At 58.5% G+C, this 26,378-nt stretch carries 21 protein-coding genes; 14 read left to right on the top strand and 7 right to left on the bottom strand.

Annotation, left to right across the window (positions count from 1 at the left end; genetic code table 11):
- Positions 1-134: 134 nt before the first annotated feature.
- From garD to kdgD, 3 genes are all read right to left on the bottom strand, one after another.
- Entirely contained in the window at positions 135-1,688 is a 1,554-nt protein-coding gene (gene garD / locus N5D61_RS18725; protein WP_108235967.1) for a galactarate dehydratase, read from the bottom strand.
- 12 nt (positions 1,689-1,700) lie between these two features.
- The gene (locus N5D61_RS18720) at positions 1,701-3,071 is read right to left on the bottom strand and encodes an MFS transporter (protein WP_108235968.1); all 1,371 of its coding nucleotides are present in this window, start codon (positions 3,069-3,071) and stop codon (positions 1,701-1,703) included.
- Between the two features lie 217 nt (positions 3,072-3,288).
- Positions 3,289-4,200: a 5-dehydro-4-deoxyglucarate dehydratase gene (kdgD, locus tag N5D61_RS18715; RefSeq protein WP_279893813.1), complete on the bottom strand. Its 912-nt coding sequence runs from the start codon at positions 4,198-4,200 to the stop codon at positions 3,289-3,291.
- A gap of 695 nt (positions 4,201-4,895) precedes the next feature.
- Between kdgD and N5D61_RS18710 the strand changes: the two genes are divergently transcribed.
- The 3 genes from N5D61_RS18710 (at position 4,896) to N5D61_RS18700 (ending at position 6,058) form a co-directional block, all read left to right on the top strand.
- Complete coding sequence (locus N5D61_RS18710; protein WP_279893812.1) at positions 4,896-5,192, top strand: hypothetical protein; 297 nt, start codon at positions 4,896-4,898, stop codon at positions 5,190-5,192.
- A gap of 252 nt (positions 5,193-5,444) precedes the next feature.
- Positions 5,445-5,741, top strand: a complete 297-nt coding sequence (locus tag N5D61_RS18705; protein WP_279893811.1) for a hypothetical protein — start codon at positions 5,445-5,447, stop codon at positions 5,739-5,741.
- Positions 5,742-5,743: 2 nt separating this feature from the next.
- Positions 5,744-6,058 (top strand): hypothetical protein, encoded by a 315-nt coding sequence (locus N5D61_RS18700; RefSeq protein WP_279893810.1) that lies wholly within the window; start codon positions 5,744-5,746, stop codon positions 6,056-6,058.
- A 44-nt stretch (positions 6,059-6,102) separates the two neighbouring features.
- Here the strand turns inward: N5D61_RS18700 and N5D61_RS18695 are convergent, their stop codons facing one another.
- From N5D61_RS18695 to N5D61_RS18680, 4 genes are all read right to left on the bottom strand, one after another.
- Positions 6,103-6,852, bottom strand: coding sequence for a FadR/GntR family transcriptional regulator (locus N5D61_RS18695; protein ID WP_108236043.1), 750 nt, complete (start codon positions 6,850-6,852; stop codon positions 6,103-6,105).
- Between the two features lie 117 nt (positions 6,853-6,969).
- The gene (locus tag N5D61_RS18690; RefSeq protein ID WP_279893809.1) at positions 6,970-8,706 is read right to left on the bottom strand and encodes an ABC transporter ATP-binding protein/permease; all 1,737 of its coding nucleotides are present in this window, start codon (positions 8,704-8,706) and stop codon (positions 6,970-6,972) included.
- A gap of 99 nt (positions 8,707-8,805) precedes the next feature.
- A complete protein-coding gene (locus N5D61_RS18685; RefSeq protein ID WP_108235974.1) occupies positions 8,806-9,366 on the bottom strand; it encodes a response regulator transcription factor in 561 nt (186 codons plus the stop codon).
- Positions 9,363-10,619, bottom strand: a complete 1,257-nt coding sequence (locus N5D61_RS18680; protein ID WP_108235975.1) for an ATP-binding protein — start codon at positions 10,617-10,619, stop codon at positions 9,363-9,365. Before N5D61_RS18680 ends, N5D61_RS18685 begins: the two co-directional genes overlap by 4 nt.
- A gap of 233 nt (positions 10,620-10,852) precedes the next feature.
- Between N5D61_RS18680 and N5D61_RS18675 the strand changes: the two genes are divergently transcribed.
- The 11 genes from N5D61_RS18675 (at position 10,853) to N5D61_RS18625 (ending at position 26,333) form a co-directional block, all read left to right on the top strand.
- A complete protein-coding gene (locus N5D61_RS18675; protein WP_108235976.1) occupies positions 10,853-11,569 on the top strand; it encodes an SIMPL domain-containing protein in 717 nt (238 codons plus the stop codon).
- Between the two features lie 245 nt (positions 11,570-11,814).
- Positions 11,815-13,434 carry an HET-C-related protein gene (locus N5D61_RS18670; protein WP_279893808.1) on the top strand — a complete coding sequence of 540 codons (1,620 nt, stop codon included), beginning with the start codon at positions 11,815-11,817 and terminating at the stop codon, positions 13,432-13,434.
- A 104-nt stretch (positions 13,435-13,538) separates the two neighbouring features.
- Positions 13,539-15,137 (top strand): ABC transporter substrate-binding protein, encoded by a 1,599-nt coding sequence (locus tag N5D61_RS18665; protein ID WP_279893807.1) that lies wholly within the window; start codon positions 13,539-13,541, stop codon positions 15,135-15,137.
- A 284-nt stretch (positions 15,138-15,421) separates the two neighbouring features.
- Complete coding sequence (locus N5D61_RS18660) at positions 15,422-17,050, top strand: ABC transporter substrate-binding protein (protein ID WP_279893806.1); 1,629 nt, start codon at positions 15,422-15,424, stop codon at positions 17,048-17,050.
- A 339-nt stretch (positions 17,051-17,389) separates the two neighbouring features.
- On the top strand, positions 17,390-18,994 hold the full coding sequence (locus tag N5D61_RS18655; protein ID WP_279893805.1) for an ABC transporter substrate-binding protein: 1,605 nt from the start codon (positions 17,390-17,392) through the stop codon (positions 18,992-18,994).
- Positions 18,995-19,146: 152 nt separating this feature from the next.
- Positions 19,147-20,529, top strand: coding sequence for an OprD family porin (locus tag N5D61_RS18650; RefSeq protein ID WP_108235980.1), 1,383 nt, complete (start codon positions 19,147-19,149; stop codon positions 20,527-20,529).
- Between the two features lie 99 nt (positions 20,530-20,628).
- Complete coding sequence (locus N5D61_RS18645) at positions 20,629-22,248, top strand: ABC transporter substrate-binding protein (protein ID WP_279893804.1); 1,620 nt, start codon at positions 20,629-20,631, stop codon at positions 22,246-22,248.
- A gap of 199 nt (positions 22,249-22,447) precedes the next feature.
- Positions 22,448-23,458: an ABC transporter permease subunit gene (locus N5D61_RS18640; RefSeq protein WP_108235982.1), complete on the top strand. Its 1,011-nt coding sequence runs from the start codon at positions 22,448-22,450 to the stop codon at positions 23,456-23,458.
- A 10-nt stretch (positions 23,459-23,468) separates the two neighbouring features.
- Complete coding sequence (locus tag N5D61_RS18635; protein ID WP_108235983.1) at positions 23,469-24,380, top strand: ABC transporter permease subunit; 912 nt, start codon at positions 23,469-23,471, stop codon at positions 24,378-24,380.
- Between the two features lie 10 nt (positions 24,381-24,390).
- Complete coding sequence (locus N5D61_RS18630) at positions 24,391-25,359, top strand: ABC transporter ATP-binding protein (RefSeq protein ID WP_108235984.1); 969 nt, start codon at positions 24,391-24,393, stop codon at positions 25,357-25,359.
- Complete coding sequence (locus N5D61_RS18625) at positions 25,359-26,333, top strand: peptide ABC transporter ATP-binding protein (protein ID WP_108235985.1); 975 nt, start codon at positions 25,359-25,361, stop codon at positions 26,331-26,333. Before N5D61_RS18630 ends, N5D61_RS18625 begins: the two co-directional genes overlap by 1 nt.
- The last annotated feature ends 45 nt before the right edge of the window (positions 26,334-26,378 follow it).

Here is a 26,378-nt window from a genome sequence, read left to right as displayed (position 1 = left end):
GGCGTGCGCAGAGCGAAGTTCAGACCACCAAACCGCAGGTGACCAACGGGCTACCGCAGGACTCGCTCTGCGTCAAGCCGTGCCCGTGAGCGATCATCCCTGAGCCTGCGGAACCGCGGTCACCGGGGTCGGATTCAGGTAATTGGCGCAGGGTTGAACAGGGTAATGTCGTTGTGCAGACGGTAGTGTTCGGTCCAAGTCTTCTTTCTGCCGCTGGCGACATCGAGGTAGAAATGAAACAGCTCCCAGCCCAGGTCCTCGATGCTCGCACGCCCTGTCGCAATACGCCCGGCATCGATGTCGATCAGGTCCGGCCAGCGATGCGCCAGCTCGGTCCGCGTGGAGACCTTGACCACCGGTGACATGGCCAGGCCGTACGGCGTACCGCGGCCTGTCGTGAACACATGCAGGTTCATCCCTGCCGCCAATTGCAAGGTGCCACAAACGAAGTCACTGGCTGGGGTCGCGCAGAAGATAAGGCCCTTGCGGCTCACCCGCTCGCCGGGGCCGAGCACGCCATTGATTGCGCTGTTGCCGGACTTGACGATCGAACCGAGCGACTTTTCGACGATGTTCGACAAGCCACCCTTCTTGTTACCCGGCGTGGTATTGGCGCTGCGATCCGCCTCCCCTCTGGCCAGATAGCGGTCGTACCAATCCATCTCGCGCACCAGTTCCTCGGCCACCTGAGGGGTTTCGGCACGGGAAGTCAGCAGGTAAATCGCGTCGCGCACTTCGGTCACTTCGGAGAACATCACCGTGGCGCCCGCGCGCAACAGCAAGTCAGAGGCGTAGCCCAGCGCCGGGTTGGCAGTAATGCCGGAGAAGGCATCGCTGCCTCCGCACTGCATGCCCAGAATCAACTCGGAAGCCGGTACCGTTTCCCGGCGGCGTTGATCGAGTTTGCGCAGGCGCACTTCGGCCAGCTCCATGATCTGCTCGATCATTTCGTTGAAGCCGTGTTTCGAATCCTGCAGGCGATACATCCATTGTTCGCTGAGGTCGACCGATGGGTCGTTCGCGTGCATCACCTGCTCGGCCTGCAACTTCTCGCACCCCAAACCGATCACCAGGGCTTCGCCGCCCAAATTCGGGTTGCGTGCCAGATTGCGCACCGTACGGATGGGGATATAGGCATCTTTGGCGGTGATGGCCACGCCGCAGCCGTACGTGTGAGTGATGGCCACCACATCATCGACGTTCGGGTAGTTGGGCAGCAATTCTTCGCGAATGCGCTTGACGGCAAAATCCAGAACACCGGTCACGCACTGCACCGTCGTGGTGATGCCCAGGATGTTGCGCGTGCCCACCGTACCGTCGGCATTGCGGTACCCCTCGAAGGTGTAGCCCTCCAATGGCTCCCCCGGGCCCGGTACGTCGGTGGACAGCGGCAAGCTGTCCAACGGTGGCGCGCTGGGCATGCGCAGTTGGTCTTCCTTGACCCAACTGCCCTGCGGAATCGGCTGCAAGGCGTAGCCGATGGTTTGTCCATAACGGATCACCGCGCCACCCTCGGGAATGTCCACGGTATTGACCTTGTGGCTCTGGGGCACATTGTCCCGGGTCACGAGGCCATTATCGAAAGACGTCCCCGCCGGTACACCTTGGTCGTTGACCACGACGACCACGTTGTCGCGTTCATGCAGGCGAATGTAACGCGGCGAATCGGCATGTTGAATCAGGTTCATCACAGCGTTTCCTCAGGAGTTCGCTTGAGAGAGTTCATGGGCTTCGCTGGCCCGTGAGCCCCCGGGTGCCGGGGTATCTTTCAATTCCACACGTTTGATTTCACCGACGATGAAGATGTAGCTGATCACCGCGACCAGCGCGTTGGCGCCGACGAACACCAGCGCCCACTTGAACGAACCGGTCGAACTGATGATGTAGCCAATGACAATCGGCGTGGTGATCGAAGCGATATTCCCGAACATGTTGAACAAACCGCCGCTCAGCCCGGCGATTTGCTTGGGCGACGCGTCAGACATGACAGCCCAGCCCAGCGCCCCTACGCCCTTGCCGAAGAACGCCAAGGCCATGAAGCCCACGACCACCCATTCGATGTCCACGTAGTTGCAGGTCACGATGGACGTCGAGAGCAGCAGGCCACCAATGATTGGCGCTTTGCGGGAGAAGGTCAGCGAGTTGCCGCGGCGCAACAGCCAGTCGGAGATGATCCCGCCCAGCACGCCGCCGACGAAGCCGCAGATGGCAGGCAGCGAGGCGATGAAACCGGCTTTGAGGATGGTCATCCCCCGTTCTTGCACCAGATACACCGGGAACCAGGTCAAAAAGAAGTACGTGATCCCGTTGATGCAGTATTGCGCCAGGTAAATGCCCAGCATCATGCGGTTGGTCAGCAGTTGGCGCACGTAATCCCATTTCGGGCCGCCGCTGCCTTTGCTCTTTTCGTTGTCCATGTCGACCATGCCGCCGTTTTGAGCGATGTGGTCGAGTTCGGCCCGGTTGATCATTGGGTGATTGCGCGGGCTGTGGATGATCTTCAGCCAGATCAGCGAGAACACGATGCCGACGCCGCCCATCACGATGAACACATGCTGCCAGCCGAAGGTGAAAACGATCCAGCCCATGATCGGAGCAAACAGAACCGTCGCGAAATATTGCGCCGAATTGAAGATCGCCGACGCCGTGCCGCGTTCCGACGTGGGGAACCAGGCCGCCACGATGCGCGCGTTTCCGGGGAACGACGGCGCTTCGGCCAGCCCGACGAGAAACCGCAACATGAACAGCGCCACGATGGCCGTGGAAAGGCCGAATTCACCGACATAGCCTTGCAGCACGGTGAACAGCGACCAGGTGAAAATGCTCAGTGCGTAGACTTTCTTCGAACCGAAGCGGTCCAGCAACCAGCCGCCGGGAATCTGGCCGGCGACATACGCCCAACCAAAGGCGGAGAAGATATATCCGAGGGTAACGGCATCGATGCCGAGGCTTTTTTGCAGACTGGAACCGGCGATGGCGATGGTGGCACGGTCGGCGTAGTTGATTGTGGTCACGAGAAACAGCATGAGCAAAATCAAATAGCGGACGTGCGTCGGCCTGGTTTTTTGCATGTTCGAACTCCCACTCATTATTTTTTTACGCGGGTTAAACGATTTTCAGGTGTGTATGCTGCTCGCCTCTGCCTTCACTCAGACGCGTTGGAAATCCGTAAAGCGAGGGCACGGCGTGTCAGCACAAGGAAGCCTGGGACGGCGCCGTCCGGATGTTGAAAGAAAGCCCCGATGGCAAAAAACCGCTGATCACTCAGCGGTTTGCGGGACGTCACGGTCATTGCCGGCCTTGTTTGTCCATAAGCGCAGCGAGCATTTCGAACTCTTCGGACGTGAGATCAGTGAGCGGCGCGCGGACCGGACCGGCGTCGTAACCGGCAATTTTCGCTCCGGCTTTGACGATACTCACGGCGTACCCGGCTTTGCGATTGCGGATGTCGAGGTAAGGCAGGAAGAAATCGTCGATCAGCTTGCCTACGGTGGCGTGATCGTCTTTGGCAATCGCGTGGTAGAAATCCATGGCCAGCTTCGGCACGAAGTTGAACACCGCCGAAGAATAGACAGGCACGCCCAGTGCCTTGTAGGCGGCAGCGTAGACTTCCGCAGTCGGCAGCCCACCCAGGTAGGAGAAACGGTCACCCAGGCGGCGGCGGATCGAAACCATCAGCTCAATATCGCCCAGGCCGTCCTTGTAGCCGATCAGGTTCGGGCAGCGCTCAGCCAGTTGCTCGAGCAGAACCGGGGTCAGACGGCAGACGTTGCGGTTGTAGACCACCACGCCGATCCTGACCGATTTGCAAACCGCCTCCACATGCGCCGCCACGCCGTCCTGGCTCGCTTCAGTCAGGTAGTGAGGCAACAACAACAGGCCTTTGGCGCCCAGTCTTTCAGCTTCCTGAGCTTGTTGAATGGCCTGGCGGGTAGGCCCGCCCACGCCAGCCAGGATTGGCACACTCTTCTCACAGGTGTCGACGGCCGTCTTGATGATTTCGGAGTATTCGCTGCCAGACAGGGAAAAATACTCACCCGTGCCGCCCGCAGCGAACAGCGCCGAGGCGCCATAGGGGGCCAGCCACTCCAGGCGCTTGATGTACCCGGCACGATGGAAATCGCCCTGCGCATTGAAATCGGTGACAGGGAAGGACAGCAGACCGTGGGAGAGGATGGACTTCAGTTCTTGTGGATTCATTATTCGAACACCCTGGGGAGCCAATTGTGTGAAAAGCGCACCAGCCCTTGGCCGATGTCGTAAGTCATCGTACAACTAGGAACGCCGTCCCTCAATAGCCGTGCCAAATTATTTAGGGATAGAGGGGATGAGCGGCGTCCTCGGCGCGCCCTCCAGCTTGCTTACGTCATCGTGTCTACGTTGCCGCGATCGCAACGCCACGCGCCTGCCGATGCTGTCCAGGGCTTTAGTAGTCAGGTCATACGATCTCAGATTCGCAACGATTCGCTGCGGAGTAGGATCCTTCTGTAATCCTGCTCAAGATCCGCGTGTAATCCATTTCTGAAATTGATCCATCGCTCCGCTTCTCCCTATTTGCCGCCTTGCCGCAAATCATTACAGTTTTCTCACTTCACCCATGGATCACTAAAGCAGGGACATCTAATACTCGTGTTGCACACCGTAATTTACGCTCACACTTGTCAAATCATTGGCCTATGCGTTGCTCAACTTTGGCCCTGTAGGCTGGCTGTATCAAACCCGATTTGGTGCATATGGCCTTCGATGGCTGCTCGACTTTATGGGTTGGGAAGGAATCGAAGACAAATTGGACGCCCTGATCTTCATGTCGTATGGCTCCGTGCTGCCTCTGTCCATCTGGCTTTGTTTATCAATTTCTCGATATTTAAAAAAACGCTCACTCAAGGCAAATGAACATGCTCGCCCATAATGTTATCAGCACACTATTGGTAAAGCTCGCGCAAGTTGCAGTCACACTGGCGCTGACCGGGGTGCTCGGCTATTGCGTCCTGTATTTGAAACCTGCGCAATGGGCATTTGATAGCTGGATTGGCGCAGGAGTCCACAACTGGTTTCTGGACGCGATGGGCAGTAAGGATCTACGCGACATGCTGGATGTCTTCACACTCATATGGTTAAGCATGACGCCGTCGCTGGCCGTATGGATCTGCGTATTGCTGACACGATACCTGCGGCAAAAAACGAAGAGTTAATAGGTACCCAAACTGTCATTAACATCATCCAAAGAGGTTCGTCGCATACCAATACCAAGAGTGGCTGAAGAAATCACCGCGCAGGCCTTATGAAAAAAGAAACTCGCGGCAAGGAGTAAGGATTCGCCTCAGGGCTCGAATTTAACGTTCACACTTCCAAAAATCTCAATGCCTGCTCTGTCAAAATGAGTGAGCGTAGCGCTCAATCTGCGAGATTTGAACAATTGAACTAAGAGAGAAATACTTAGAATCATGGGCAAACTTTTAACCAAACTTCTGATTGGCATCGTACAAACGATCGTCACACTCACGCTGACGCTCTCTCTGGCCTACTGCTTGATGAGAGGCGGCCCGGTCGACTGGGTTCTCGCAACCAAGACAGGTGCCGATGCACATGATTGGCTTCTCGATTCGATAAGCTGGTACGGCTGCGAAAGTTCTGAGGACGCCCTCATCACCCTGGCGATCTTTTCAATGCTGCCCCCCTCTATCTGGATCTGCTTATCACTCTCTCGCTATTTGAAGCGCGTCATCGTTCGAGGCAAATGAAAATGCTCGCCAAGACTTTTCTGCGGCAAGTGCTGCTCACGTTCGCGCAAATTGCGTTCACCCTGGTGCTCAGCGCTGTGCTTGGCTATTGCGTCGTGCATCTGGAACCCGTACGCGGCTTTTTTCGCAGTGAATGGGGCTCGAACACCTATAGATGGTTCCTGAGGGCCATGGGAAGTCAGGATCTCGCGAATGTACTGGGGACTTTTACACTCATCTGGCTCAGCATGACGCCGTCGCTGGCAGTGTGGATCTGCGTGTTACTGACCCGATACCTGCGGCGAAAAGCTAGCCCTGTTCCCTCTGCTGAGCCTTAGGGCACTGTCTGTTTCGTAGGGCCCTTTACTGCATAGGCCAGGCCTCAAGCCCGCTGCGATTCTGCCTCTTCATGAGCATGGCGCAAGCGCTCGCGGCTGTTGGTCAGGTGCAGGCGCATGGCAGCACGCGCGGCGTCGGCGTCCTGGCGGGCGATGGCATCGTAGATTTCTTCGTGCTCACGGCTCAGACGACTCATGTAGTGCTGTTGATCGTCGTGGGCCAGGCGCGCTGAGTTCAAGCGGGTCCGCGGGATGATGCTGGTGCCCAGGTGATTCATGATGTCAGTGAAGTAGCGGTTGCCGGTGGATAACGCAATCGCCATGTGGAATTGGAAATCGGCACCGACGGCATCGGTCGCATGGGCAGCGCTTTCGTTCAAGGCATCGAGGGCGGCCCGCATATCGGCCAATTGCTCGGCAGAACGACGTTGTGCGGCAAGACCGGCGGACTCCACTTCGAGGCTGATGCGCAATTCGAGAATTGCCAGCACATCGCGGAGGGTGACGATGGTCGCAGGGTCGATGCGGAACCCACTGGCGCTCGGCACATCGAGAACGAATGTGCCGATACCGTGGCGGGTCTCCACCAGCCCTGACGCCTGCAGCCGGGAAATGGCCTCGCGCACTACCGTGCGACTGACGCCTTGCTCTTCCATGATGGCGGACTCAGTGGGCAGTTTGTCGCCACGCTTGAGCTCGCCGCTGCGGATGCGCTCGGAGAGTTCAGTGACCAGTTCCTGCGCCAGGCTGCGGTGCTTTCGACGTGCGCGGGGCGGAGCACTCTGATTTTCCATATCCAACATGCGTCTCTAAATGCCGTGAAAAGCTCATGATAGCTCACCGAGTTGTACGATCACATAACAAACCCGGCGAGTTCATAGGTTTTTGCGGCACGTTGACGCTACAGCAGCTCAGGAGACTGTTTCGGCCAGGGGTTGCTCCTGCAATTTGCCAGCGTCAATACGCACGTAACGGCGATGGAAACGCTTGAGGCTGCTGCGGTGGCCAATGCTGAGCAGCGTCACACCCGGTAGCTCATCGAGCAACGCCTGGTACAGCGCAGCCTCGTCTTCTTCGTCCATCGCCGACGTGGCTTCGTCGAGGTAAAGCCAGTCCGGCGCGAACAACAGCGCCCGGGCAAAGGCCACGCGTTGCTGCTCGCCGGGCGAGAGCATCCGTTGCCAGTGATTGCTTTCATCCAGGCGCGGCACGAGCGTGTTCAGCCGGCAGGTTTCCAAGACCTGAGCGAAGCGTTCGGCAGGGTAGACCTCAGGGGGCTGGGGGTAACTCAACGCTTCGCGCAAGGTGCCGATCGGCAGGTAGGGCTTTTGTGGCAGGAAGAAAGCGCGCCGCGCAGGCAACCTCACCGCGCCATGGCCCTCGTTCCACAGGCCGCCCATGGCGCGCAGCAACGTACTCTTGCCGCTGCCGGAACGCCCACCGAGCATGACTTTCTCGCCGGCCGCGATGTCGATGTTGGCGTTGTCCAACAAGTGACGCCCGCCCACCAGCGACAGCGCCAGGTCCTGCACATGCAGGGCATCGCTATCGTGGGTGATCTGGATGGACGGAATGCGCGCCTCGTTTTCGTCCATGGCCTGGCGAAAGCTGAGCAGGCGATCGCAGGTGGCGCGCCAAGACGCCAACTGGGTATAAGCGTCGATGAACCAACTGAAGTTTTCCTGCACGTTGCCGAACGCCGAGTTGATCTGCATCAGTTCGCCCAACTCGATCTTGCCCGCGAAATAGCGTGGCGCGGCAACGACGAAGGCGAAGACGATGGCGATCTGAGAATAGCCAGCGGTGAAAAACGTCAGGCGTTTCTGCACCTTCATAATGGTCCAGAAGTTGGACCAGACCATGCCAAAGCGCGCACTCAGACGCTGGTTTTCGTTGGCCTCGCCGCCGGACAGCGCAATGCTCTCAGCGTTTTCACGAACCCTCACCAGCGAGAAACGCATGTCCGCCTCGTAGCGTTGTTGTTGGTTGCTGAGGCCGATCAACCGCCTGCCGATCACATGGGTCAGCCAACTGCCCACCGCCGCGTAGAGCAACGCGGCCCAGAACATGTAGCCGGGAATCGTCACGCCAAACAGTTCGATACTGCCTGAGACGCCCCACAGGATGATCGAGAAGGAAACCAGGCTGACGACGGTACGCAGCAGCCCCAGACTCAGGCTCAGCGTGTCGGACGTAAAGTTGTTGAGGTCTTCGGACAGACGCTGGTCAGGGTTGTCGGTATAACCGCCCTGCTCCAGCCGATAGTAGTTCTTGTGCGACAGCCACTTGGTGAAATGCTGCTCCGTGAGCCAGCGGCGCCAGCGGATGGTGAGCATTTGCGTGAGGTAAAGCCGGTACACCGCCCCCAGAATCGCGATGGCAGCGATGCCACAGAAATAGAGGATGAGGTGGGTGAACGCCGCCAGGTTTTTCTCCTGAAGCGCATTGTAGAAATCCCGGTACCAACTGTTGACGAGCACGGAAATAAAGACACTGAACAGAGAGAGAACGATCACGGCGATCAGCAGCACCCACGCCATGCCCTTCTCTTCGCTACGCCAGTAGGGCGTCACCAGCTTCCAGACGCGGGAAAAAAAATTCCCGGTCACCGTGTCATTGACCCTGGATTCATCGATATCGACATTCATGTATAGGCTCGGACGCAGGTAATGATGGGCGTTGGCACCAATGTGCCAGACGCCACGCGCGGTCTTCCATGAATAAATCTTTAACTGGCCTTCCTCTGCTCAGCGGCGGACCGGGCGCTTCTGCAACTTGCGCTGAAGCGTTCTGCGATGCATCCCCAACGCCCGCGCCGTGGCCGAAATATTGCCCTCGTGCTCGGTCAGTACCCGCTGGATGTGCTCCCACTGCAAGCGGTCGACAGACATCGGGTTTTCCGGCACCAGCGTGTCCAGATCGGCGTGTTCAGACAACAAGGCGGCCAGCACATCGTCCGCGTCAGCCGGTTTGCACAGGTAGTTGCAGGCCCCGCGTTTGATGGCTTCGACGGCAGTGGCGATGCTCGAATAACCGGTCAGTATCAGGACTCGCATTTCCGGGTCCAGTTCCAGCAGTTTGGGCAGCAGCACCAGTCCGGAGTCGCCTTCCATCTTCAAATCGACGGTCGCGTAGTCGGGAATGTCCTGCTGCGCCAGGGCCAGGCCCTCTTCGGCGGAGCCGGCCGTGCTGACCCGAAAGCCGCGGCGCGCCATGGCGCGGGCCATGACGCGGGTGAAGGTGGCGTCGTCGTCCACCAGCAACAGGTGCGGCAACTCTTCGCCTTCGACCTGGTTTTCGTCAGTCATGCTTCATCTCCTGTTGCGTTCCGGGGTAGACGCAGCTCGGTGAGCGTGCCGCCTTCCTCGTGAGGATAGAGTTTTACCGAGCCGCCCGCGCGGGTCACGCTGGCCTTGCTCAGAAACAGGCCCAGACCGAAGCCTTTGCCTTTGGTGGTGAAAAACGGTTTGCCTATCTGTTCAGCCACGGCCAACGGCACCCCAGCACCATGGTCGCGTATGGTGATGCTGATCTCGGCGATGTCCCAGTCCAGCGTCACCTCCAGACCGTCCGGGCAGGCGTCCGCTGCGTTGTTCAGCAAGTTCAGCAGGGCCTGGGTCAGATCGGGAGGTGGCGCGACCATCGGTACATCGCCCTGCCCCAGCCGCTGGAAACGGTAAGTCGCTTCGGGGCGCATCAGGTGCCAGCGGTCCAAGGCCTGGTCGAGCCAGCGGCTCACCGTCTGTTCCTCGACCGCCATTCGCCGATTGGCCTCTGCAGCGCGTACCAATTGCTGGAGCGTTTCCTTGCACAGCTTGACCTGATCCTGCAGCACGGCCAGGTCTTCCTTCAAAGCGGGATCCTTGTTGTCCTGCTGCATCTCCTTGAGCAACACGCTCATGGTCGCCAAAGGTGTACCCAGTTCGTGGGCCGCCCCCGCCGCCTCAGTGGCCACGGCGAGCAATTGTTTGTCCCGCGCGCCCTCTTCGCGGCGCAGAGCGCGCATCTGCTCCTGACGCCGCAGCTCTTCGGCCATGCGCGCGGCGAAGAACGTAATGACCCCAGCCGCCAGAGCGAAGCTCAACCACATGCCATAAATCTGCATCTTTTCGCGGGCGATGGCGAAGGTCGCGACCGGGTAAAAATTGGCGAGCATCAGGCTGTAAAGCGCCAGCGCGATCCCCGACAGAATCAGCGAATAGCGCCAGGGCAGCGTCACGGCGGCGATGGTGAGCGGTACCAGATAGTAGGAGACGAATGGGTTGGTCGAACCGCCGGAAAAGTACAGCAAGGCACTGTGGATAAACAGGTCGAACGCCAGTTGCACGGCGTATTCAAGTTCGGTGACGGGCCACGAAGTGCGCAAGCGGATCGCCGTCAATAGACAGACAATGGCTGAAAAACCGAGCGTGATGTCCAGTTGCAGCCACGGCAGGGACAGCAAGTTGAACAGGTACGCGAAGCCCACGGAACCGGCTTGGGCCCCCAGGACCAGGATGCGGATGAAGGTCAATCGCCAGAGGTTCTGGCGCGTGGCTGAGGTCAATTGTACGGCGAGCATGAGCTCTCCTGATGAGCGCTCCAGGCGGATCCGAGCGAGTATAACCAATGGCGTGCGGCTTTCCGCCAAAGTGCGTCAAACCGCCACAGCAGAATGTGTATGGGGACGTCCGGATGCCCTACAGACGCGCATGCGGCATCAGGAACAAGATCCCGGGATCACAGTCTGATGGGCATCCGTCCGACAACGCGCATCACTGCATACCGGGCGGCTCGCCAAACAAGGAGTTTCACATGCTCAGCCTTCGCTCCACCGTTTCTCTCCTCGCCCTCGGTGCCACAGCGCTGACCAGCGTCTCCGCGCTGGCTGAAGACGTTCATTACAATCAGGTATCCGTTCGCGCCGAGGTCAATCAGGACGTCCAGCGCGACCTGATGAACGTCACTCTGTACACCGAATCGCAGGACACCGACCCGGCGAAACTGGCCGCCGGCATCACCGAATCCCTCAATAAGGCACTGGGCGAAGCACGCCAGGTCAAGGATGTGACCATTCGCCAAGGCAGCCGCAACAGCTACCCGATCTATGACGATAAAGGCCAGAAAATCACCGGCTGGCGCGAGCGCGCCGAGCTGCGCTTGGAAAGTCCGAACTTTGCCGCCTTGTCCAAACTGACCGGCGAGTTGTTGGGCAGCGATATGAAGATGGGCGGCATGGACTTCTCCATTTCTGACCCCGCTCGCAAAGCCAGTGAAGACACTCTCCTGAAAAGTGCCGTCACGGCCTTCAAGGCCCGTGCGCAATTGGTCACCGAGGCCCTGGGTGGCAGCGGCTACAAGCTGGTCAACCTCAACCTGAACACCTCCGGCTATCCTCAGCCTTACCTGCGAGCGCCGGTGATGATGATGAAAGCGGCACGCGCCGATGCCGCGCCCACCCCTGATGTCGAGGCCGGCACAAGCCAGGTCAGCGTCACCGCGGACGGTGTCATCGAAGTCGCGATCCCTTGATCCTTTTGCCCGCGGCAGCCTGAAGCTGCCGCTGTTTCCCAGCTTGCGATGTGCCATTCCCTTCTTGGCACATCCTCCTTCTCACACTAATGCCCTCGCCGGTTCTTACGCCCCAAACTGACATGGCTGATTCCCGGCTATCTCTCCGCAGACCAGTATAAGCACCGCAGTACACCCTACGACGACACAGGGATCGCGCTTTCGCGAGCACGACGTGTCGCCCATTTTCACGGAAGAAATTTGAAATGAAATTAGACAAGACGCTGAACGCCCCCGCCCACCCTTCGGACAGTGTGGACGATGACGTGGAAATTCTGTTCCCGAACCCCGACACCCCGCCGCTCGCCCGTTTCGAAGCGGGTCATGGCGATGCCCAGCATCAGACTCACCAGCAGATTGAACGCGCACTGCTGGAGCTGGACCTGAGCCGATACGAACTGGACGCCATCTATTTTGGCAACTGGCTGCGAGATTATTCGCAGTTGATCGATCCGAAAGTCGTTCGCGCCCCCGGCATGGACAAGCATTTTCCAGAGGTCCTGTCACGGGAAGCGCTGACACGTATCGTCGACGTTCTGTCGATCAAGCATTTCCCGCAACTGCGCAAGAACGCGGCGCTTCACCACACGGTCACGCCGGAAAAGCTAGGTGTCTACCGTCCCAGCGAACACCTCGACAACCCCAGGACGGACGACCTCGACACCCCGGATCCTAGACTTCGCGATCCGCAATTCGAAGCGCTGGTGTTTCCCGGCGATCCGCTGCTGGACATCGATTACGATACCTCCATGAAGCGTTATCTGGCGCGCTCGGTGGATTTCATGACAAGCGAGTTGCAACGGGCCATGACGCTGAAAAGGTCCCCGGCGGGGCTGAGCGCATTCGGTTCGGCACTGCATGTACTCGAGGATTTCTTCGCCCATTCCAACTTCGTCGAATTGGCGCTGATCAAGAATGGGCACGAGGCCGTTCTGCCGTGGACCTCTCCCGCCCACTGCAAGGCCGGCTTGCCATTGGTCACCGGGACCTTCGGCGCCTCGGACACGCTGGCCAGCCTGATCGGGCCACTGGGATCCCTTCTCTTCTCGCCACGCGACCTGATGTACCAGCCGACGAAGGCTGGGGACCGTAGCGAACGCGAGCAAATTCTGCTGATCCTCCTGGCCGAGCATCAGAACCCCCGCTACCTGGACATTTACCAGACGTATCTCGAGACACGAGATCAGTGGGTAGAGCTGCCCTTGGTTGAGTTTTTCCAACGCAGTGCGAAATACCTGGAAGGCTTGTACGCGGTGGTAGGCAATGCGACCGGCATCGTCATGAAGGATCTGTTGATCCAGTTCAGCGAGAACATCGACGACTGGCAGACCCGCTACGGAGCAGACCCGCACGAGAACGGCTCCACCGACCCGACGCATTCGCAATTGGCGAAGGATCATGCAGAACATCCCTTGCACTCGATTGCAGCCGCGCTCGCATTTGAAGCGGTCAGAAAAGTCGGTGAAGCCATGGTGGCCTACTGGAACGGCGACGCCGAAGCCGACCCGATCGCCACCGCCGTCTCCTACTTCACTCATCCCCAGAACAGCGACTGGCAGGATGCACAGGTGACCGACTGGGCCGCCGCTAACCCGGAAGCGGTGAGATTCAGCACGTCCAAAGAGGAAATGCTGAGCATCAGTGAAAAGATCACTCAATCTGGACGCCGGGCATTGAACCAAATGGAAAAAGATGGTGCCGCTTACCTGGATTTCCTGCGCGGCGAAATCAAGGATCCCCATTCGCCTTACTGGGTGTTACTCAACCTGACGCCACAGGGGTCGTTACTTAGACTGGCGCTGGAAAAACTGGGCTTCTTCCGCTAGTGACCCGGGTGCCCCGTCATTAACCCTCGACAGTACGGCATTTTCCCTGGTTATCATCGTCCGATGATTTCCAGGCATGAATGCCGTACTTGCAAGAGGTCGACATGGAGAACACCTTCAAACCCCTGCTTCTGGCTGCTGCGATGGCCCTGTGTGCGCCATCGGTACAGGCAGCCAGCACGCTGGTGTACTGCTCTGAAGCGAGCCCGGCGGGGTTCGACCCCAGCCAGTACACCAGCGGCACTGAGTTCGACGCGTCAGCCGAGACCGTCTTCAACCGCCTGACGCAATTCAAACGGGGCGGCACCGAAGTCGAGCCTGGGCTGGCGACGAAGTGGGAAGCTTCCGATGATGGCCTGACCTACACGTTCCATCTTCGCGAAGGGGTGAAATTCCATACCACTGACTTTTTCACACCCACCCGAGATTTCAACGCCGACGATGTGCTGTTCACGTTCAATCGCCTGCTCGATCCCGAAGATGCGTTCCGCAAGGCTTACCCGTCCGAATCGCCCTATTTCAGCGACATGGACATGAACAAGACCATCAAGCGGGTGGAAAAGGTGGACGACCAGACCGTTCGTTTTCACCTGAACAACATTGATGCAGCGTTCATTCAAAACCTCGCGATGAGCTACGCGTCCATCCAGTCTGCCGAATACGCGGCGCAGTTGCTCAAGGAGGGCAAAGCAGCCGAGATCAATCAGAAACCTGTCGGAACGGGCCCCTTTGTGTTCAAGCGCTACCAGAAGGACGCGCAGATTCGCTTCGTTGGCAACAAGCACTACTGGAAACCTGAGGATGTGAAACTCGACAACCTCATCTTTTCGATCACTCCCGATGCGGCCACGCGCTTGCAGAAACTCAAGGCGGGCGAATGCCAGATCAGCGGCTACCCTCGCCCGCAGGACATCGAAGAGGCTCAAAAGGACCCTCATCTGAAAGTGATGAGCCAGCCAGGATTCAACTTGGGTTTCCTGGCCTACAACGTCACGCACCCGCCGCTGGATCAGCTCAAGGTACGGCAGGCACTGGACATGGCCATCGACAAACCCGCCATCATCAAGGCGGTGTATCAAGGAGCGGGCCAGTTGGCTCAGAACGCCTTGCCCCCAGCGCAATGGGGCTTCGACCCCTCCATCAAGGACGCGCCCTACGATCCGGAGAAGGCCAGGCGTTTGCTCAAGGAGGCCGGCGTTGCGCCGGGAACACAGCTCAATCTCTGGGCGATGACCGTACAGCGCGCTTCCAACCCCAACGCACGCATGTCCGCGCAAATGATCCAGTCCGATTGGGCAAAAATCGGCATCAAAGCCAACATCGTCAGCTATGAGTGGGGGGAGTACATCAAACGCGCCAAGGCTGGCGAACACGACGTCATGATCTATGGTTGGACAGGCGACAACGGAGACCCGGACAACTGGCTTGGCGTGCTCTATAGCTGTGCAGCGGTCAAGGGGAGCAACTACGCCAAGTGGTGCAACCCGAGCTACGACAAGCTGGTGACTCAGGCCAAGGTGACTACGGATCGTGACGAGCGCATCAAGCTTTACCGCCAGGCCCAGAACATCCTGAAAAACGACGTGCCAATCACCCCGATCGCCAACTCGAAGGTGTTCCAGCCCATGCGCAAGGAGGTGCAGGACTTCAAGCTCAGCCCGTTCGGCCTGACGCCGTTCTACGGGGTAAGCCTGGCCCCGTGAGGCAGCAGCCGATCAACAGCGAAGTAACAGTTGAGGCACAAACGGGTGCATTCGCAACGGGCCCATGCACCCGAATTGCGCACTAAACATGCCGATATGCGACACGCAAACGTTCAACTCCGCCAGGAATTATAGTTTTGCGACATTCGTGTACGTTCGTGCCACGCTTTGCCACTTGTTTGGCGCCAGCATCTTGCTTTGGGTATGGCGCCTGCATAAGTATCCCCGGGATCGGCCCACAAGGCCGTATCCTCAATTAAAAAATGACAACAACTGAGGCCACCATGCTCAAAAAAGCGGTCATTCCGTTTCTTCTCGGCGCAGGTTTGATCGCCAGCGCTCCCTTCGCTCATGCAGCATCGAATCTGGTGTTCTGCTCCGAAGGCAGCCCTGCTGGTTTCGACCCAGGTCAGTACACCACCGGCACCGACTTCGACGCTTCGGCCGAGACCGTATTCAACCGTCTGAGTCAATTCGAACGTGGCGGCACCGCCGTCATTCCAGGTCTGGCTACCAGTTGGGACGTCTCGGCAGACGGCCTGACCTACACCTTCCACCTGCGCGAAGGTGTCAAGTTCCACACCACGCCTTACTTCAAGCCGACCCGCGAATTCAATGCCGATGACGTGCTGTTCACGTTCAACCGCATGATCAACAAGGACGACCCGTTCCGTAAGGCTTACCCCACCGAATTCCCTTACTTCACCGACATGGCGATGGACACCAACATCACCAAGATCGAGAAGCTCGACGACCACACCGTCAAAATGACGCTGGGCACTGTCGACGCGGCATTCATTCAGAACCTGGCGATGAGCTTCGCGTCGATTCAGTCCGCCGAATACGCCGCCCAGTTGCTCAAGGAAGGCAAACCGGAAGACATCAACCAGAAGCCGATCGGCACGGGTCCGTTCGTCTTCAAAAGCTACCAGAAGGATTCCAATATCCGTTTCACCGGAAACAAGGATTACTGGAAGCCTGAAGACGTCAAAGTCGACAACCTGATTTTCGCCATCACCACCGATGCATCAGTCCGTGCGCAAAAGCTCAAGAAAGGCGAGTGCCAGATCACTGCCTATCCCCGTCCGGCCGACCTCGCTCCGCTGAAGGCCGATCCGGCGCTGAAGATGCCCGACCAGGCAGGCTTCAACCTGGGCTACATCGCCTATAACGTGATGCCGACCATCAAAGGCGAAACCAAGCCCAACCCGCTGGCCAAGCTGGAAGTGCGCCAGGCGCTGGACATGGCTGTCGACAAGAAAGCGATTATCGATGCGGTCTATCAGGGCGCTGGCCAACTGGCCGTCAACGCCATGCCGCCGACCCAGTGGTCTTACGACACGACCATCAAGGACGCCCCGTACGACGTGGCCAAGGCCAAGGAACTGCTGAAAAAGGCAGGCGTGGCCGAGGGTACCGAAATTACCCTGTGGGCGATGCCGGTTCAGCGTCCGTACAACCCCAATGCCAAGCTGATGGCTGAAATGCTCCAGAACGACTGGAAGAAAATCGGCATCAACGCCAAGATCGTTTCCTACGAGTGGGGCGAGTACATCAAGCGTGCGAAAAACGGCGAAAACGGCGCAATGCTGATCGGTTGGAGCGGCGACAACGGTGACCCGGACAACTGGCTCGGCACCCTGTTTGGCTGCGATGCGGTCAACGGCAACAACTTTGCCAAATGGTGTGACAAACCGTTCGACACGCTGATTCACCAAGCCAAGGAAACCACCGACCAGGCCAAGCGCACCGAGCTGTACAAACAGGCTCAGCACTTGCTCAAGGCAGCGGTTCCAATGACACCGATTGCGCACTCGACTGTTTACCAGCCAATGCGCAAAGAAGTGCAGGACTTCAAGATCAGCCCATTCGGTCTGAACTCGTTCTACGGCGTGAGCGTCAGCGGTAAGTAACACCTCCCCATGACTTCACGGTCGCGTTACCTTCGGGTACCGCGACCGTGTCGTTGTACGTGCACTATTGAAATGAAAATGACTATCGTTAGATGAGTAATCCGCACCGGAAAGAATTTGCCTACTAACGATAAGCACTTTTCCTACAAATATTGAATCAACTGGAAGTCTTTACTGGAGCGCTTGGCGGACATACCGTCCTATGCACCCGAACCTGAGATTTCTAGATATATCGGTCGGTCGGGTATTCCTGTCTGAGAGAGTCTGTTTGCGCAAACGATTGCCACGGAGTTTCCCGCATCATTCAGGCCATTCGAGTCCCAAGCGATAAGGATCGTCATGCGTAAAACAAATAAAGTCATTTCCACATTGTTCACTGCAGGGCTATTTGCCACTATTCACACGACCCAAGCAGCCACAAAGAGCCTGGTGTTTTGTTCCGAAGGCAGTCCCGCCGGATTTGATATCGCGCAATATACCTCCGGCACCGATAATGATGCCGCCGAGCCCATTTACAATCGCCTTGTCGAATTCGAGCGCGGCCAGACCCAGGTGGTGCCTGCATTGGCCACCCGCTGGGAGGTCTCTGCGGACGGACTGACTTACACCTTTCATCTGAGGGAGGGCGTGAAATTCCATACCAGCAAGACGTTCACGCCAACACGGGATTTAAATGCCGACGACGTGCTCTTTACTTTCAATCGAATGTTGAATAAAGAGCACCCCTTCCGCGTTGCCTATCCTACAGAATTCCCCTACTTCACCAGTATGGGTCTGGACAAGAACATCAAGGCGGTCGAAAAAACCGACGCCATGACCGTGACATTTACACTCAATCATGTCGACGCTGCCTTTATTCAAAACATTGCCATGAACTTCGCGTCGATTCTGTCGGCCGAATATGCTGCCAAACTAATGGCATCCGGTAATGTTCGCGATATCAATCAAGCGCCCATCGGCACCGGCCCCTTCGTCTTTCAGCGTTATCAGAAAGATTCGCAGATTCGCTACTCCGCCAATAAACAGTTCTGGGATCCGGCACGTGTAAAAGTCGATCAACTGATTTTCGCGATCAATACCGATGCTTCGGTGCGCGTGCAGAAACTCAAGAAGAACGAGTGTCAGGTCACCTCCAACCCGCGCCCGGCGGATGTCGAGGCCTTGAAAGCCGACCCACAGCTACGGGTCATTCAGAAACCTGGCTTCAACCTCGGCTACATCGCCTATAACGTGCGCCATGCGCCGCTGGACAAGCTGCAAGTGCGTCAGGCACTGGACATGGCCGTGGACAAGAAAGCGATCATCGATGCGGTGTATCAGGGTGCGGGCCAACTGGCTCAGAACGCCATGCCACCGACCCAGTGGTCCTACGATGAAACCGTCAAGGATGCACCTTACAACCCCGAAAAGGCCCGTGAGCTCCTGCGCGCCGCCGGTGTCAAGGAAGGGACCGAATTGACCCTGTGGGCCATGCCCGTCCAGCGCCCTTACAACCCCAACGCCAAGCTGATGGCGCAGATGCTTCAAGCAGACTGGGCCAAGGTCGGCATCAAGGCGACCATCGTCAGTTACGAATGGGGCGAATACCTCAAGCGCTCGAAGAACGGCGAGCACGACATCTCGCTGATTGGCTGGACCGGGGACAACGGTGACCCGGACAACTGGCTCGGCACGCTGTACAGCTGCGCGTCCATTGGCGGCAACAACTACTCGATGTGGTGCGATGAAAAATACGATGCGCTGATCAAAGCGGCCATCGCCACAGCCGACAAAGACCAGCGCATCGGCCTGTACAAAGAGGCGCAGCACTATCTCAAACAACAGGTTCCGATCACGCCCGTGGCCCACTCGACCGTCAGCCAGCCCCTGAGGGCCAGCGTCAAGGGCTTCGAAGTCAGCCCGTTCGGCCGCAACAATTTCTCCGGCGTCACCCTCGCCGACTAAACGAAACCGTGCCACCGATGACCTTCATCGTGGCATTGCTTTATCCGCAATCCGCGGAGCGAGCGAAAAATGGCCCAAAAGGCTGCGACACCAAAGCCGGTCAACCCATAAAAGCCGGCCTCTATAAAAGCTGTATTCGGGAGCTATAAGACGTGAAAAAAGCCAGCACTGCTGTATTCGCCTTCTCCGCCCTCGCCTTGAGCGTGGCGGCCCAGGCAGAGCCGACCAGTCAGGAATTCGTTCCAACGACCTTGGCGCCTTCCAATCTGCAGAGTGAAGCCAAGGGCTTTCTGGAAGACATGAAAATCACTGGTTCAACCAGGAACTGGTACTCCAACGAGTTGCTGCGCCGCGGCGCGACCTGGTCGCGTAGCGAAAACGGCGTTGTCGTCGATCGCGATCCTCGCCGCATCAACTGGGTGCAAGGCACCATCGTCGACTTCAGCTCGGGTTTCACCCAGGGCACGGTAGGGTTTGCCTCTGAAGTGGCGGTCTATAACGCGGTGGCGCTGGACCGAGACAAAGACGATGTCATGGGTGGCGGCAACCGCACCCTGACTGAAAACAACGGCGACCCGGTCGGCCAATGGAGCAAGTTGGGCCTGGCCAACGTCAAGGCACGCATCTCCAACACCACGCTGACCGCCGGCCGCCAGTCGCTCAACACCCCGGTTCTGGCCTACATCGGTAACCGTGCACTGCCTTCCAGCTTCGAAGGCGTGAGCATCGACAGCAAAGAATTCAACAACCTGTCGTTCACCGCTGGCAGCTTCGACCGCGTATCCCCGCGCTCCGAACAGAGCCTGACCAAATTCCGCTCCGAGTACACGGCCAACGCCAACGTCGAAGCCGACCGTGTGGACATCGCCGGTGTCGACTACACGCCATTCAAGAGCCTGACCACCAACTTCTACGTCTCGAACGTCGAGGACTTCTGGCACCAGTACTATTTCGCGTTCCTGCACGAGATGGGTGACACCGACGTCCTGGGGCTGTCCACCAACCTGAACTACTACAAGACCAAAGATTCGGGCCAGAAGAAAATGGGCCCGATCGACAACGACACCTACTCCCTGTCGTTGACCGCGACCCACAAGGCGCACAGCTTCAGCATTTCCTATCAGGAAGTGGAAGGCGACACCTACTTCGACTACATCCACGACAGCAACGCCATCTTCCTGGCCAACTCCCTGCTCTCGGACTTCAACGGCCCGAACGAGAAGTCGGTCCAGTTGAGCTACCTGTTGAACATGGCTGACTACGGTGTACCTGGGTTGAAATTCAACATTTACCAGGCACGCGGCTTCGACATCGACGGCACGCATTACAAGGGCACTGCATACGATGTCCGCAGCATGGATGGCGAGACCCACTACGAATACGGCGTCGGCGCAACTTACACCGTACAGAACGGCCCACTGAAAGCCTCGACCATGCGCGGTACGTACACCACGCACCGTGCGAGCGAATTCCAGGCAGATGGCAACATCAACGAGTTCCGCCTGGTCACCACGATCCCGTTCAACATCCTGTAATCACTGACCCGTGGATGGTTTCGGACCCCGGTTCCAAAAAAACCGAGTGGTCCGATACCCCACTCATACATGGCTTCATCACTTGCGGAGGGCGTTCACTTGAAATCGACATTCAAACTCGCAACATTGCGCAACGCAGTCGCACTGGCGCTAGGACTGACACTGCTCAGCACAGCCGTCGGCGTCTCAGCCAAACCTCTGGTGGTCTGCACCGAAGCCAGCCCGGAAGGGTTCGATACGGCGTTGTATACCACCGCTGTCACGGCAGACGCTGCGGCGGAAACCATTTACAACCGACTGGTGGACTTCAAGCCTGGCACCACTGACATCGAGCCAGCACTGGCGGAGTCCTGGGAGATCAGCGACGACGGTCTTCATTACACGTTCCACCTGCGCAAGGGTGTCAAATTCCACACCACCGACTATTTCAAACCCACGCGTGACATGAACGCGGACGATGTGGTCTGGAGCTTCCAGCGCCAACTGGACCCTAATCACCCGTGGCATAAACAGTCCACCGTCGGTTTCCCTTACTTCGAGAGCATGGGTTTCAAAGAACTGCTCAAGAGCGTCGAAAAAGTGGACGACAATACGGTCACCTTTACGCTGACCCGCCGTGAAGCACCGTTTCTCGCTGATGTGGCGATGGCGTTCGCTTCCATCTACTCGGCCGAGTACGCCGACCAACTGCTCAAGAGCAACAAGCTCGACGGTTTGAACAGCCAGCCGATCGGCACCGGGCCCTTCATCTTCCAGCGTTACGCAAAAGACGCTCAGGTGCGCTTCAAGGCCAACCCGGAGTATTTCCGTGGCAAGCCGCCGGCCGACACGCTGGTCCTGGCGATCGCCACTGACAACAACGTCCGTCTGCAGAAGCTCAAGGCCAACGAATGCCAGGTCGCGCTGTATCCCAAGCCCGACGACATCCCAAGCATCAAGAAAGACCCGAACCTGAAGGTCGACGAATTGAACGCGATGACCACGGCGTACATCGCAATGAACACCACCCACAAATACATGAGCGACGTGCGGGTGCGCAAAGCCATCGACATCGCCTTCGACAAAGAGGCCTACGTCAACGCGCTGTTCGGCAAAGGCAATGCCACTGTGGGCGTCAACCCTTATCCGGACACCCTGCTGGGCTATAACAAGCAGTTGAAAAACCCGGCGCACGATCTGGACAAGGCACGCGCCTTGCTCAAGGAAGCAGGCGTACCGGAGGGCACCACGTTTACCCTGTTCACCCGCAACGGTGGCGGACCGACCAACCCCAACCCGATGCTGGGGGCGCAAATGATGCAGGCCGATTTGGCAAAAGTCGGCATTAAGTTAGATATACGCGTCATGGAATGGGGCGAAATGCTCAAACGGGCGAAAAACGGCGAACACGACATGGTGTCGGCGGGCTGGGCAGGTGACAATGGCGACCCTGATAACTTCCTGACGCCGAACCTCAGCTGTGAAGCCGCCAAAAACGGTGAAAACTACGCACGCTGGTGCAATGAGAAGTTCCAGGCACTGATCGATCAGGCACGGGAAAAAACCGACCCGGCCGAACGCGCTGCGCTGTATGAGCAGGCACAGGTGATCTTCAACCAGGATCAGCCGTGGATCAGCATGGCGCACACAAAAATGTTCACCGCCATGCGCAAAAACGTAGAGGGCTACCAAATCAGCCCTCTGACTACCAATAACTTCGCTACCACCCAAGTGAAGTAGAAGAAGAATCCGGCGGGCCTACAGGCATTGTTCAGAACGTTTTGACGCGAAGGTGAGGCAAAGCGAAAACAGTCGAGGAAGCGGAGTTTACGAATTGTAAATGAGCAGTCCGAAGCGGCTTTCAATGCAGCATCACCGAGTGTCAGGACGTTTTGACCCGTCGGCATACGCCTAACCGGCAGATGAGGTACACGAGAAGATGTTTAGTTTTATTGCCCGCCGAGTGGGGTTGCTCATACCCACCTTCTTCGGCATTACCTTGCTGACGTTCGCACTGATTCGCCTGATTCCGGGTGACCCGGTCGAAGTCATGATGGGGGAACGCCGGGTCGATCCGGAAATGCACGCCCAAGCCATGGAACGCCTTGGCCTGAACAAACCCTTGTATGCGCAGTACCTCGATTACGTCGGCAAGCTCGCCCACGGCGACCTCGGCGAATCGCTGCGCACGCGCACCAGCGTGTGGACCGAATTCACTTCGCTGTTTCCGGCGACTCTGGAACTGTCGATTGCGGCGCTGATCTTCGCTGGCATCATCGGGCTGCTGGCGGGCGTCATCGCCGCCTTGCGACGAGGATCCCTGTTCGACCACGGCGTCATGGGGGTCTCACTGGCGGGCTATTCGATGCCGATCTTCTGGTGGGGCCTGATTCTGATCATGTTCTTCTCGGTGTCTCTGGGCTGGACCCCGGTCTCGGGGCGGATTGACCTGTTGTACGACATTCCTCCCAAAACCGGCTTCATGCTGATCGATACCCTGCTCAGCGATGAGGAAGGCTCATTCATGGACGCCTTGCGCCATCTGATCCTGCCTGCCATCGTGCTCGGCACTATTCCGCTGGCGGTGATCGCTCGGATGACGCGCTCCTCGATGCTCGAAGTGTTGCGTGAAGACTATGTGCGCACCGCTCGCGCCAAGGGGCTCTCGCCTGCCCGCGTGGTGTTCGTCCACGGCCTGCGCAACGCGCTGATTCCGGTCCTGACCGTGTTCGGCCTGCAAGTGGGCACCCTGCTCGCCGGCGCCGTGCTGACCGAAACGATTTTCTCCTGGCCGGGCATCGGTAAATGGCTGATCGAAGCCATCGGCGCCCGTGACTATCCCGTCGTGCAAAACGGCATCCTGTTAATCGCCTGCCTGGTGATTCTGGTGAACTTCGTGGTGGACATCCTCTACGGCTTCGCCAACCCACGCATTCGTCACCAGCGCTGAGATCACGACCATGAACACACCCGCTCCCGTAACGGCAGTCGATCAAAGCCTGCTGTACCCCTCTGTCTACAAAGAGTTCTGGCAGCATTTCGCCAAGAACAAAGGCGCTGTCGCCGGCCTGGCCTTCATGGCCTTGATCGTCTTCTGCGCCATCTTCGCCCCATGGGTCGCGCCCCATGATCCAAGCGAGCAATACCGCGACTTCCTGCTGACTCCGCCGGTCTGGCTGGAGGGCGGCCAATGGCAGTTCATCCTGGGCACCGACGAACTGGGACGCGACTTGCTGTCGCGCCTGATTCAAGGCTCGCGGCTGTCGTTGCTGATCGGTCTTTCGTCGGTGGTGATGTCGCTGATTCCGGGCATCCTCATGGGTCTGCTGGCCGGTTTCTTCCCCAAGATTCTCGGTCCGACCATCATGCGCCTGATGGACATCATGCTGGCCTTGCCATCGCTGCTGCTGGCCGTGGCCATCGTCGCCATCCTTGGCCCAGGCCTGATCAATACGGTGATCGCCATCGCCATCGTGTCGCTGCCGTCCTATGTGCGGCTGACCCGTGCAGCGGTGATGGGTGAGTTGAACCGCGACTACGTGACCGCGGCCCGTCTGGCCGGTGCCACACTGCCGCGCCTGATGTTCATTACCGTGCTGCCGAACTGCATGGCACCGCTGATCGTCCAGGCCACCTTGAGCTTTTCTTCGGCGATTCTCGACGCCGCGGCGCTGGGCTTTCTCGGCCTGGGCGTTCAGCCGCCAACGCCTGAGTGGGGCACCATGCTCGCTTCGGCCCGCGATTACATCGAACGCGCCTGGTGGGTCGTGAGCCTTCCGGGGCTGACCATTTTGCTCAGCGTGCTGGCAATCAACCTGATGGGCGACGGCCTGCGCGATGCGCTGGACCCGAAACTCAAGAACGCCGCCTGAGGACGCCAGAATGTCATTGTTAGAAATCAAGAATCTGAACGTGCGCTTCGGCGACGCCAACGCCACCCCGGTGGTCGACGGCCTGAGCCTGAGCGTGGACAAAGGCGAAGTGTTGGCCATCGTGGGCGAGTCCGGCTCGGGGAAATCCGTGACCATGATGGCGCTGATGGGTCTGATCGATCACCCCGGCATCGTGACCGCCGATGCCCTGAGCTTCGACGGCAAGGACATGCTCAAGCTGTCCCCGCGCCAGCGTCGCCAGATCGTGGGCAAGGACCTGTCGATGGTCTTCCAGGACCCGATGACCGCCCTGAACCCGAGCTACACCGTGGGGTTCCAGATCAAGGAAGTCCTGCGTCAACACTTGGGTCTGAAAGGCAAAGCCGCTCATCAACGCGCGCTGGAACTGCTGCAAAAAGTAGAAATTCCCGGCGCAGCCCAACGGCTGGAAGCCTATCCGCACCAACTGTCTGGCGGGATGAGCCAACGCGTGGCTATCGCCATGGCCATCGCCGGTGAGCCGAAGCTGCTGATCGCCGACGAACCGACCACGGCCCTCGACGTGACCATTCAGGCGCAAATCATGGACCTGCTGCTGGCCCTGCAAAAAGAGCAGGATATGGCGCTGGTGCTCATTACCCATGACTTGGCTGTGGTGGCCGAAACCGCGCAACGGGTGTGCGTGATGTACGCGGGACAGGCGGTTGAAGTCGGTCAGGTGCCCGCGCTGTTCGACGTCCCGGCGCACCCATACAGCGAGGCGCTGCTGGCCGCGATTCCCGAACACAGCATGGGCGCCGAACGTCTGGCGACCCTGCCCGGCATCGTCCCAGGCCGCTATGACCGTCCGAGTGGCTGCCTGCTGTCGCCGCGCTGCCCGTACGTCCAAGACAAATGCCGTCAACAGCGCCCGACACTGGACCCACAGGTCCACGGTCTGGTGCGTTGCTTCTACCCGCTGAATCAGGAGGTGGCGTGATGAGCGAGATCGTACTGACCGCCCGTGACCTCACCCGTCACTACGATGTATCCCAAGGCTTGTTCAAACCCCACGCGACCGTACGCGCCCTCAACGGGGTATCGTTCGAACTGGAAGCGGGCAAGACGCTGGCGGTGGTCGGTGAATCCGGCTGCGGCAAATCCACCCTCGCCCGCGCCCTGACGCTGATTGAAGAGCCGTCTTCCGGCTCGTTGAAAATCGCAGGCCAGGAAGTGGCGGGTGCCACCAAGGCGCAACGCAAGCAACTGCGCAAAGACGTGCAGATGGTGTTCCAAAGCCCATATGCCTCGCTCAACCCGCGGCAGAAGATCGGTGACCAACTGGCCGAACCGCTGCTGATCAACACCGGCCTGTCGGCGGCTGAACGTCGTGAGAAAGTGCAGGCGATGATCAAGCAAGTGGGTCTGCGCCCAGAGCACTATCAGCGCTATCCGCACATGTTCTCCGGTGGTCAGCGTCAACGTATCGCCCTGGCGCGCGCCATGATGCTGCAACCGAAAGTGTTGGTGGCGGACGAACCGACCTCTGCACTGGACGTGTCGATTCAGGCGCAGGTGCTGAACCTGTTCATGGACATGCAGCAGGAATTCAACACCGGCTACGTGTTCATCTCCCACAACCTGGCGGTGGTACGTCACGTCGCCGACAGTGTGCTGGTGATGTACCTGGGTCGCCCTGCGGAAATGGGGCCGAAGGAAGAAATCTACAGCCGCCCGCTGCATCCATACACTCAGGCGCTGCTGTCGGCGACCCCGGCGATTCACCCGGACCCGCTGAAGCCGAAGATCAAGATCGTCGGCGAGCTTCCCAACCCGCTCAACCCGCCCTCAGGTTGCGCGTTCCACAAGCGCTGCCCGTACGCGACCGAGCGTTGCAGCACCGAAGTCCCTGAGCTGCGGCCGGTCGATAACCGTCAAGTGGCCTGCCACTACGCTGAGCAGTTCGTGGCTTAAGAGGGTAATGATCGTGCCCACGCTCTGCGTGGGCACGCCTCCCGT

The sequence above is a fragment of the Pseudomonas sp. GD03842 genome, from assembly GCF_029841165.1.
In the GTDB taxonomy this organism is placed as follows: domain Bacteria; phylum Pseudomonadota; class Gammaproteobacteria; order Pseudomonadales; family Pseudomonadaceae; genus Aquipseudomonas.
This window is presented reverse-complemented; position numbering and strand designations above follow the sequence as displayed.

What these genes read in the sequence shown, in the direction of transcription:
- garD (WP_108235967.1), bottom strand. Translation starts at nt 1,688, where the DNA reads ATGAACCTGATTCAACATGCCGATTCGCCGCGTTACATTCGCCTGCAT.
- N5D61_RS18720 (WP_108235968.1), bottom strand. Translation starts at nt 3,071, where the DNA reads ATGCAAAAAACCAGGCCGACGCACGTCCGCTATTTGATTTTGCTCATG.
- kdgD (WP_279893813.1), bottom strand. Translation starts at nt 4,200, where the DNA reads ATGAATCCACAAGAACTGAAGTCCATCCTCTCCCACGGTCTGCTGTCC.
- N5D61_RS18710 (WP_279893812.1), top strand. Translation starts at nt 4,896, where the DNA reads ATGCTCGCCCATAATGTTATCAGCACACTATTGGTAAAGCTCGCGCAA.
- N5D61_RS18705 (WP_279893811.1), top strand. Translation starts at nt 5,445, where the DNA reads ATGGGCAAACTTTTAACCAAACTTCTGATTGGCATCGTACAAACGATC.
- N5D61_RS18700 (WP_279893810.1), top strand. Translation starts at nt 5,744, where the DNA reads ATGCTCGCCAAGACTTTTCTGCGGCAAGTGCTGCTCACGTTCGCGCAA.
- N5D61_RS18695 (WP_108236043.1), bottom strand. Translation starts at nt 6,852, where the DNA reads ATGGAAAATCAGAGTGCTCCGCCCCGCGCACGTCGAAAGCACCGCAGC.
- N5D61_RS18690 (WP_279893809.1), bottom strand. Translation starts at nt 8,706, where the DNA reads ATGAATGTCGATATCGATGAATCCAGGGTCAATGACACGGTGACCGGG.
- N5D61_RS18685 (WP_108235974.1), bottom strand. Translation starts at nt 9,366, where the DNA reads ATGACTGACGAAAACCAGGTCGAAGGCGAAGAGTTGCCGCACCTGTTG.
- N5D61_RS18680 (WP_108235975.1), bottom strand. Translation starts at nt 10,619, where the DNA reads ATGCTCGCCGTACAATTGACCTCAGCCACGCGCCAGAACCTCTGGCGA.
- N5D61_RS18675 (WP_108235976.1), top strand. Translation starts at nt 10,853, where the DNA reads ATGCTCAGCCTTCGCTCCACCGTTTCTCTCCTCGCCCTCGGTGCCACA.
- N5D61_RS18670 (WP_279893808.1), top strand. Translation starts at nt 11,815, where the DNA reads ATGAAATTAGACAAGACGCTGAACGCCCCCGCCCACCCTTCGGACAGT.
- N5D61_RS18665 (WP_279893807.1), top strand. Translation starts at nt 13,539, where the DNA reads ATGGAGAACACCTTCAAACCCCTGCTTCTGGCTGCTGCGATGGCCCTG.
- N5D61_RS18660 (WP_279893806.1), top strand. Translation starts at nt 15,422, where the DNA reads ATGCTCAAAAAAGCGGTCATTCCGTTTCTTCTCGGCGCAGGTTTGATC.
- N5D61_RS18655 (WP_279893805.1), top strand. Translation starts at nt 17,390, where the DNA reads ATGCGTAAAACAAATAAAGTCATTTCCACATTGTTCACTGCAGGGCTA.
- N5D61_RS18640 (WP_108235982.1), top strand. Translation starts at nt 22,448, where the DNA reads ATGTTTAGTTTTATTGCCCGCCGAGTGGGGTTGCTCATACCCACCTTC.
- N5D61_RS18635 (WP_108235983.1), top strand. Translation starts at nt 23,469, where the DNA reads ATGAACACACCCGCTCCCGTAACGGCAGTCGATCAAAGCCTGCTGTAC.
- N5D61_RS18630 (WP_108235984.1), top strand. Translation starts at nt 24,391, where the DNA reads ATGTCATTGTTAGAAATCAAGAATCTGAACGTGCGCTTCGGCGACGCC.
- N5D61_RS18625 (WP_108235985.1), top strand. Translation starts at nt 25,359, where the DNA reads ATGAGCGAGATCGTACTGACCGCCCGTGACCTCACCCGTCACTACGAT.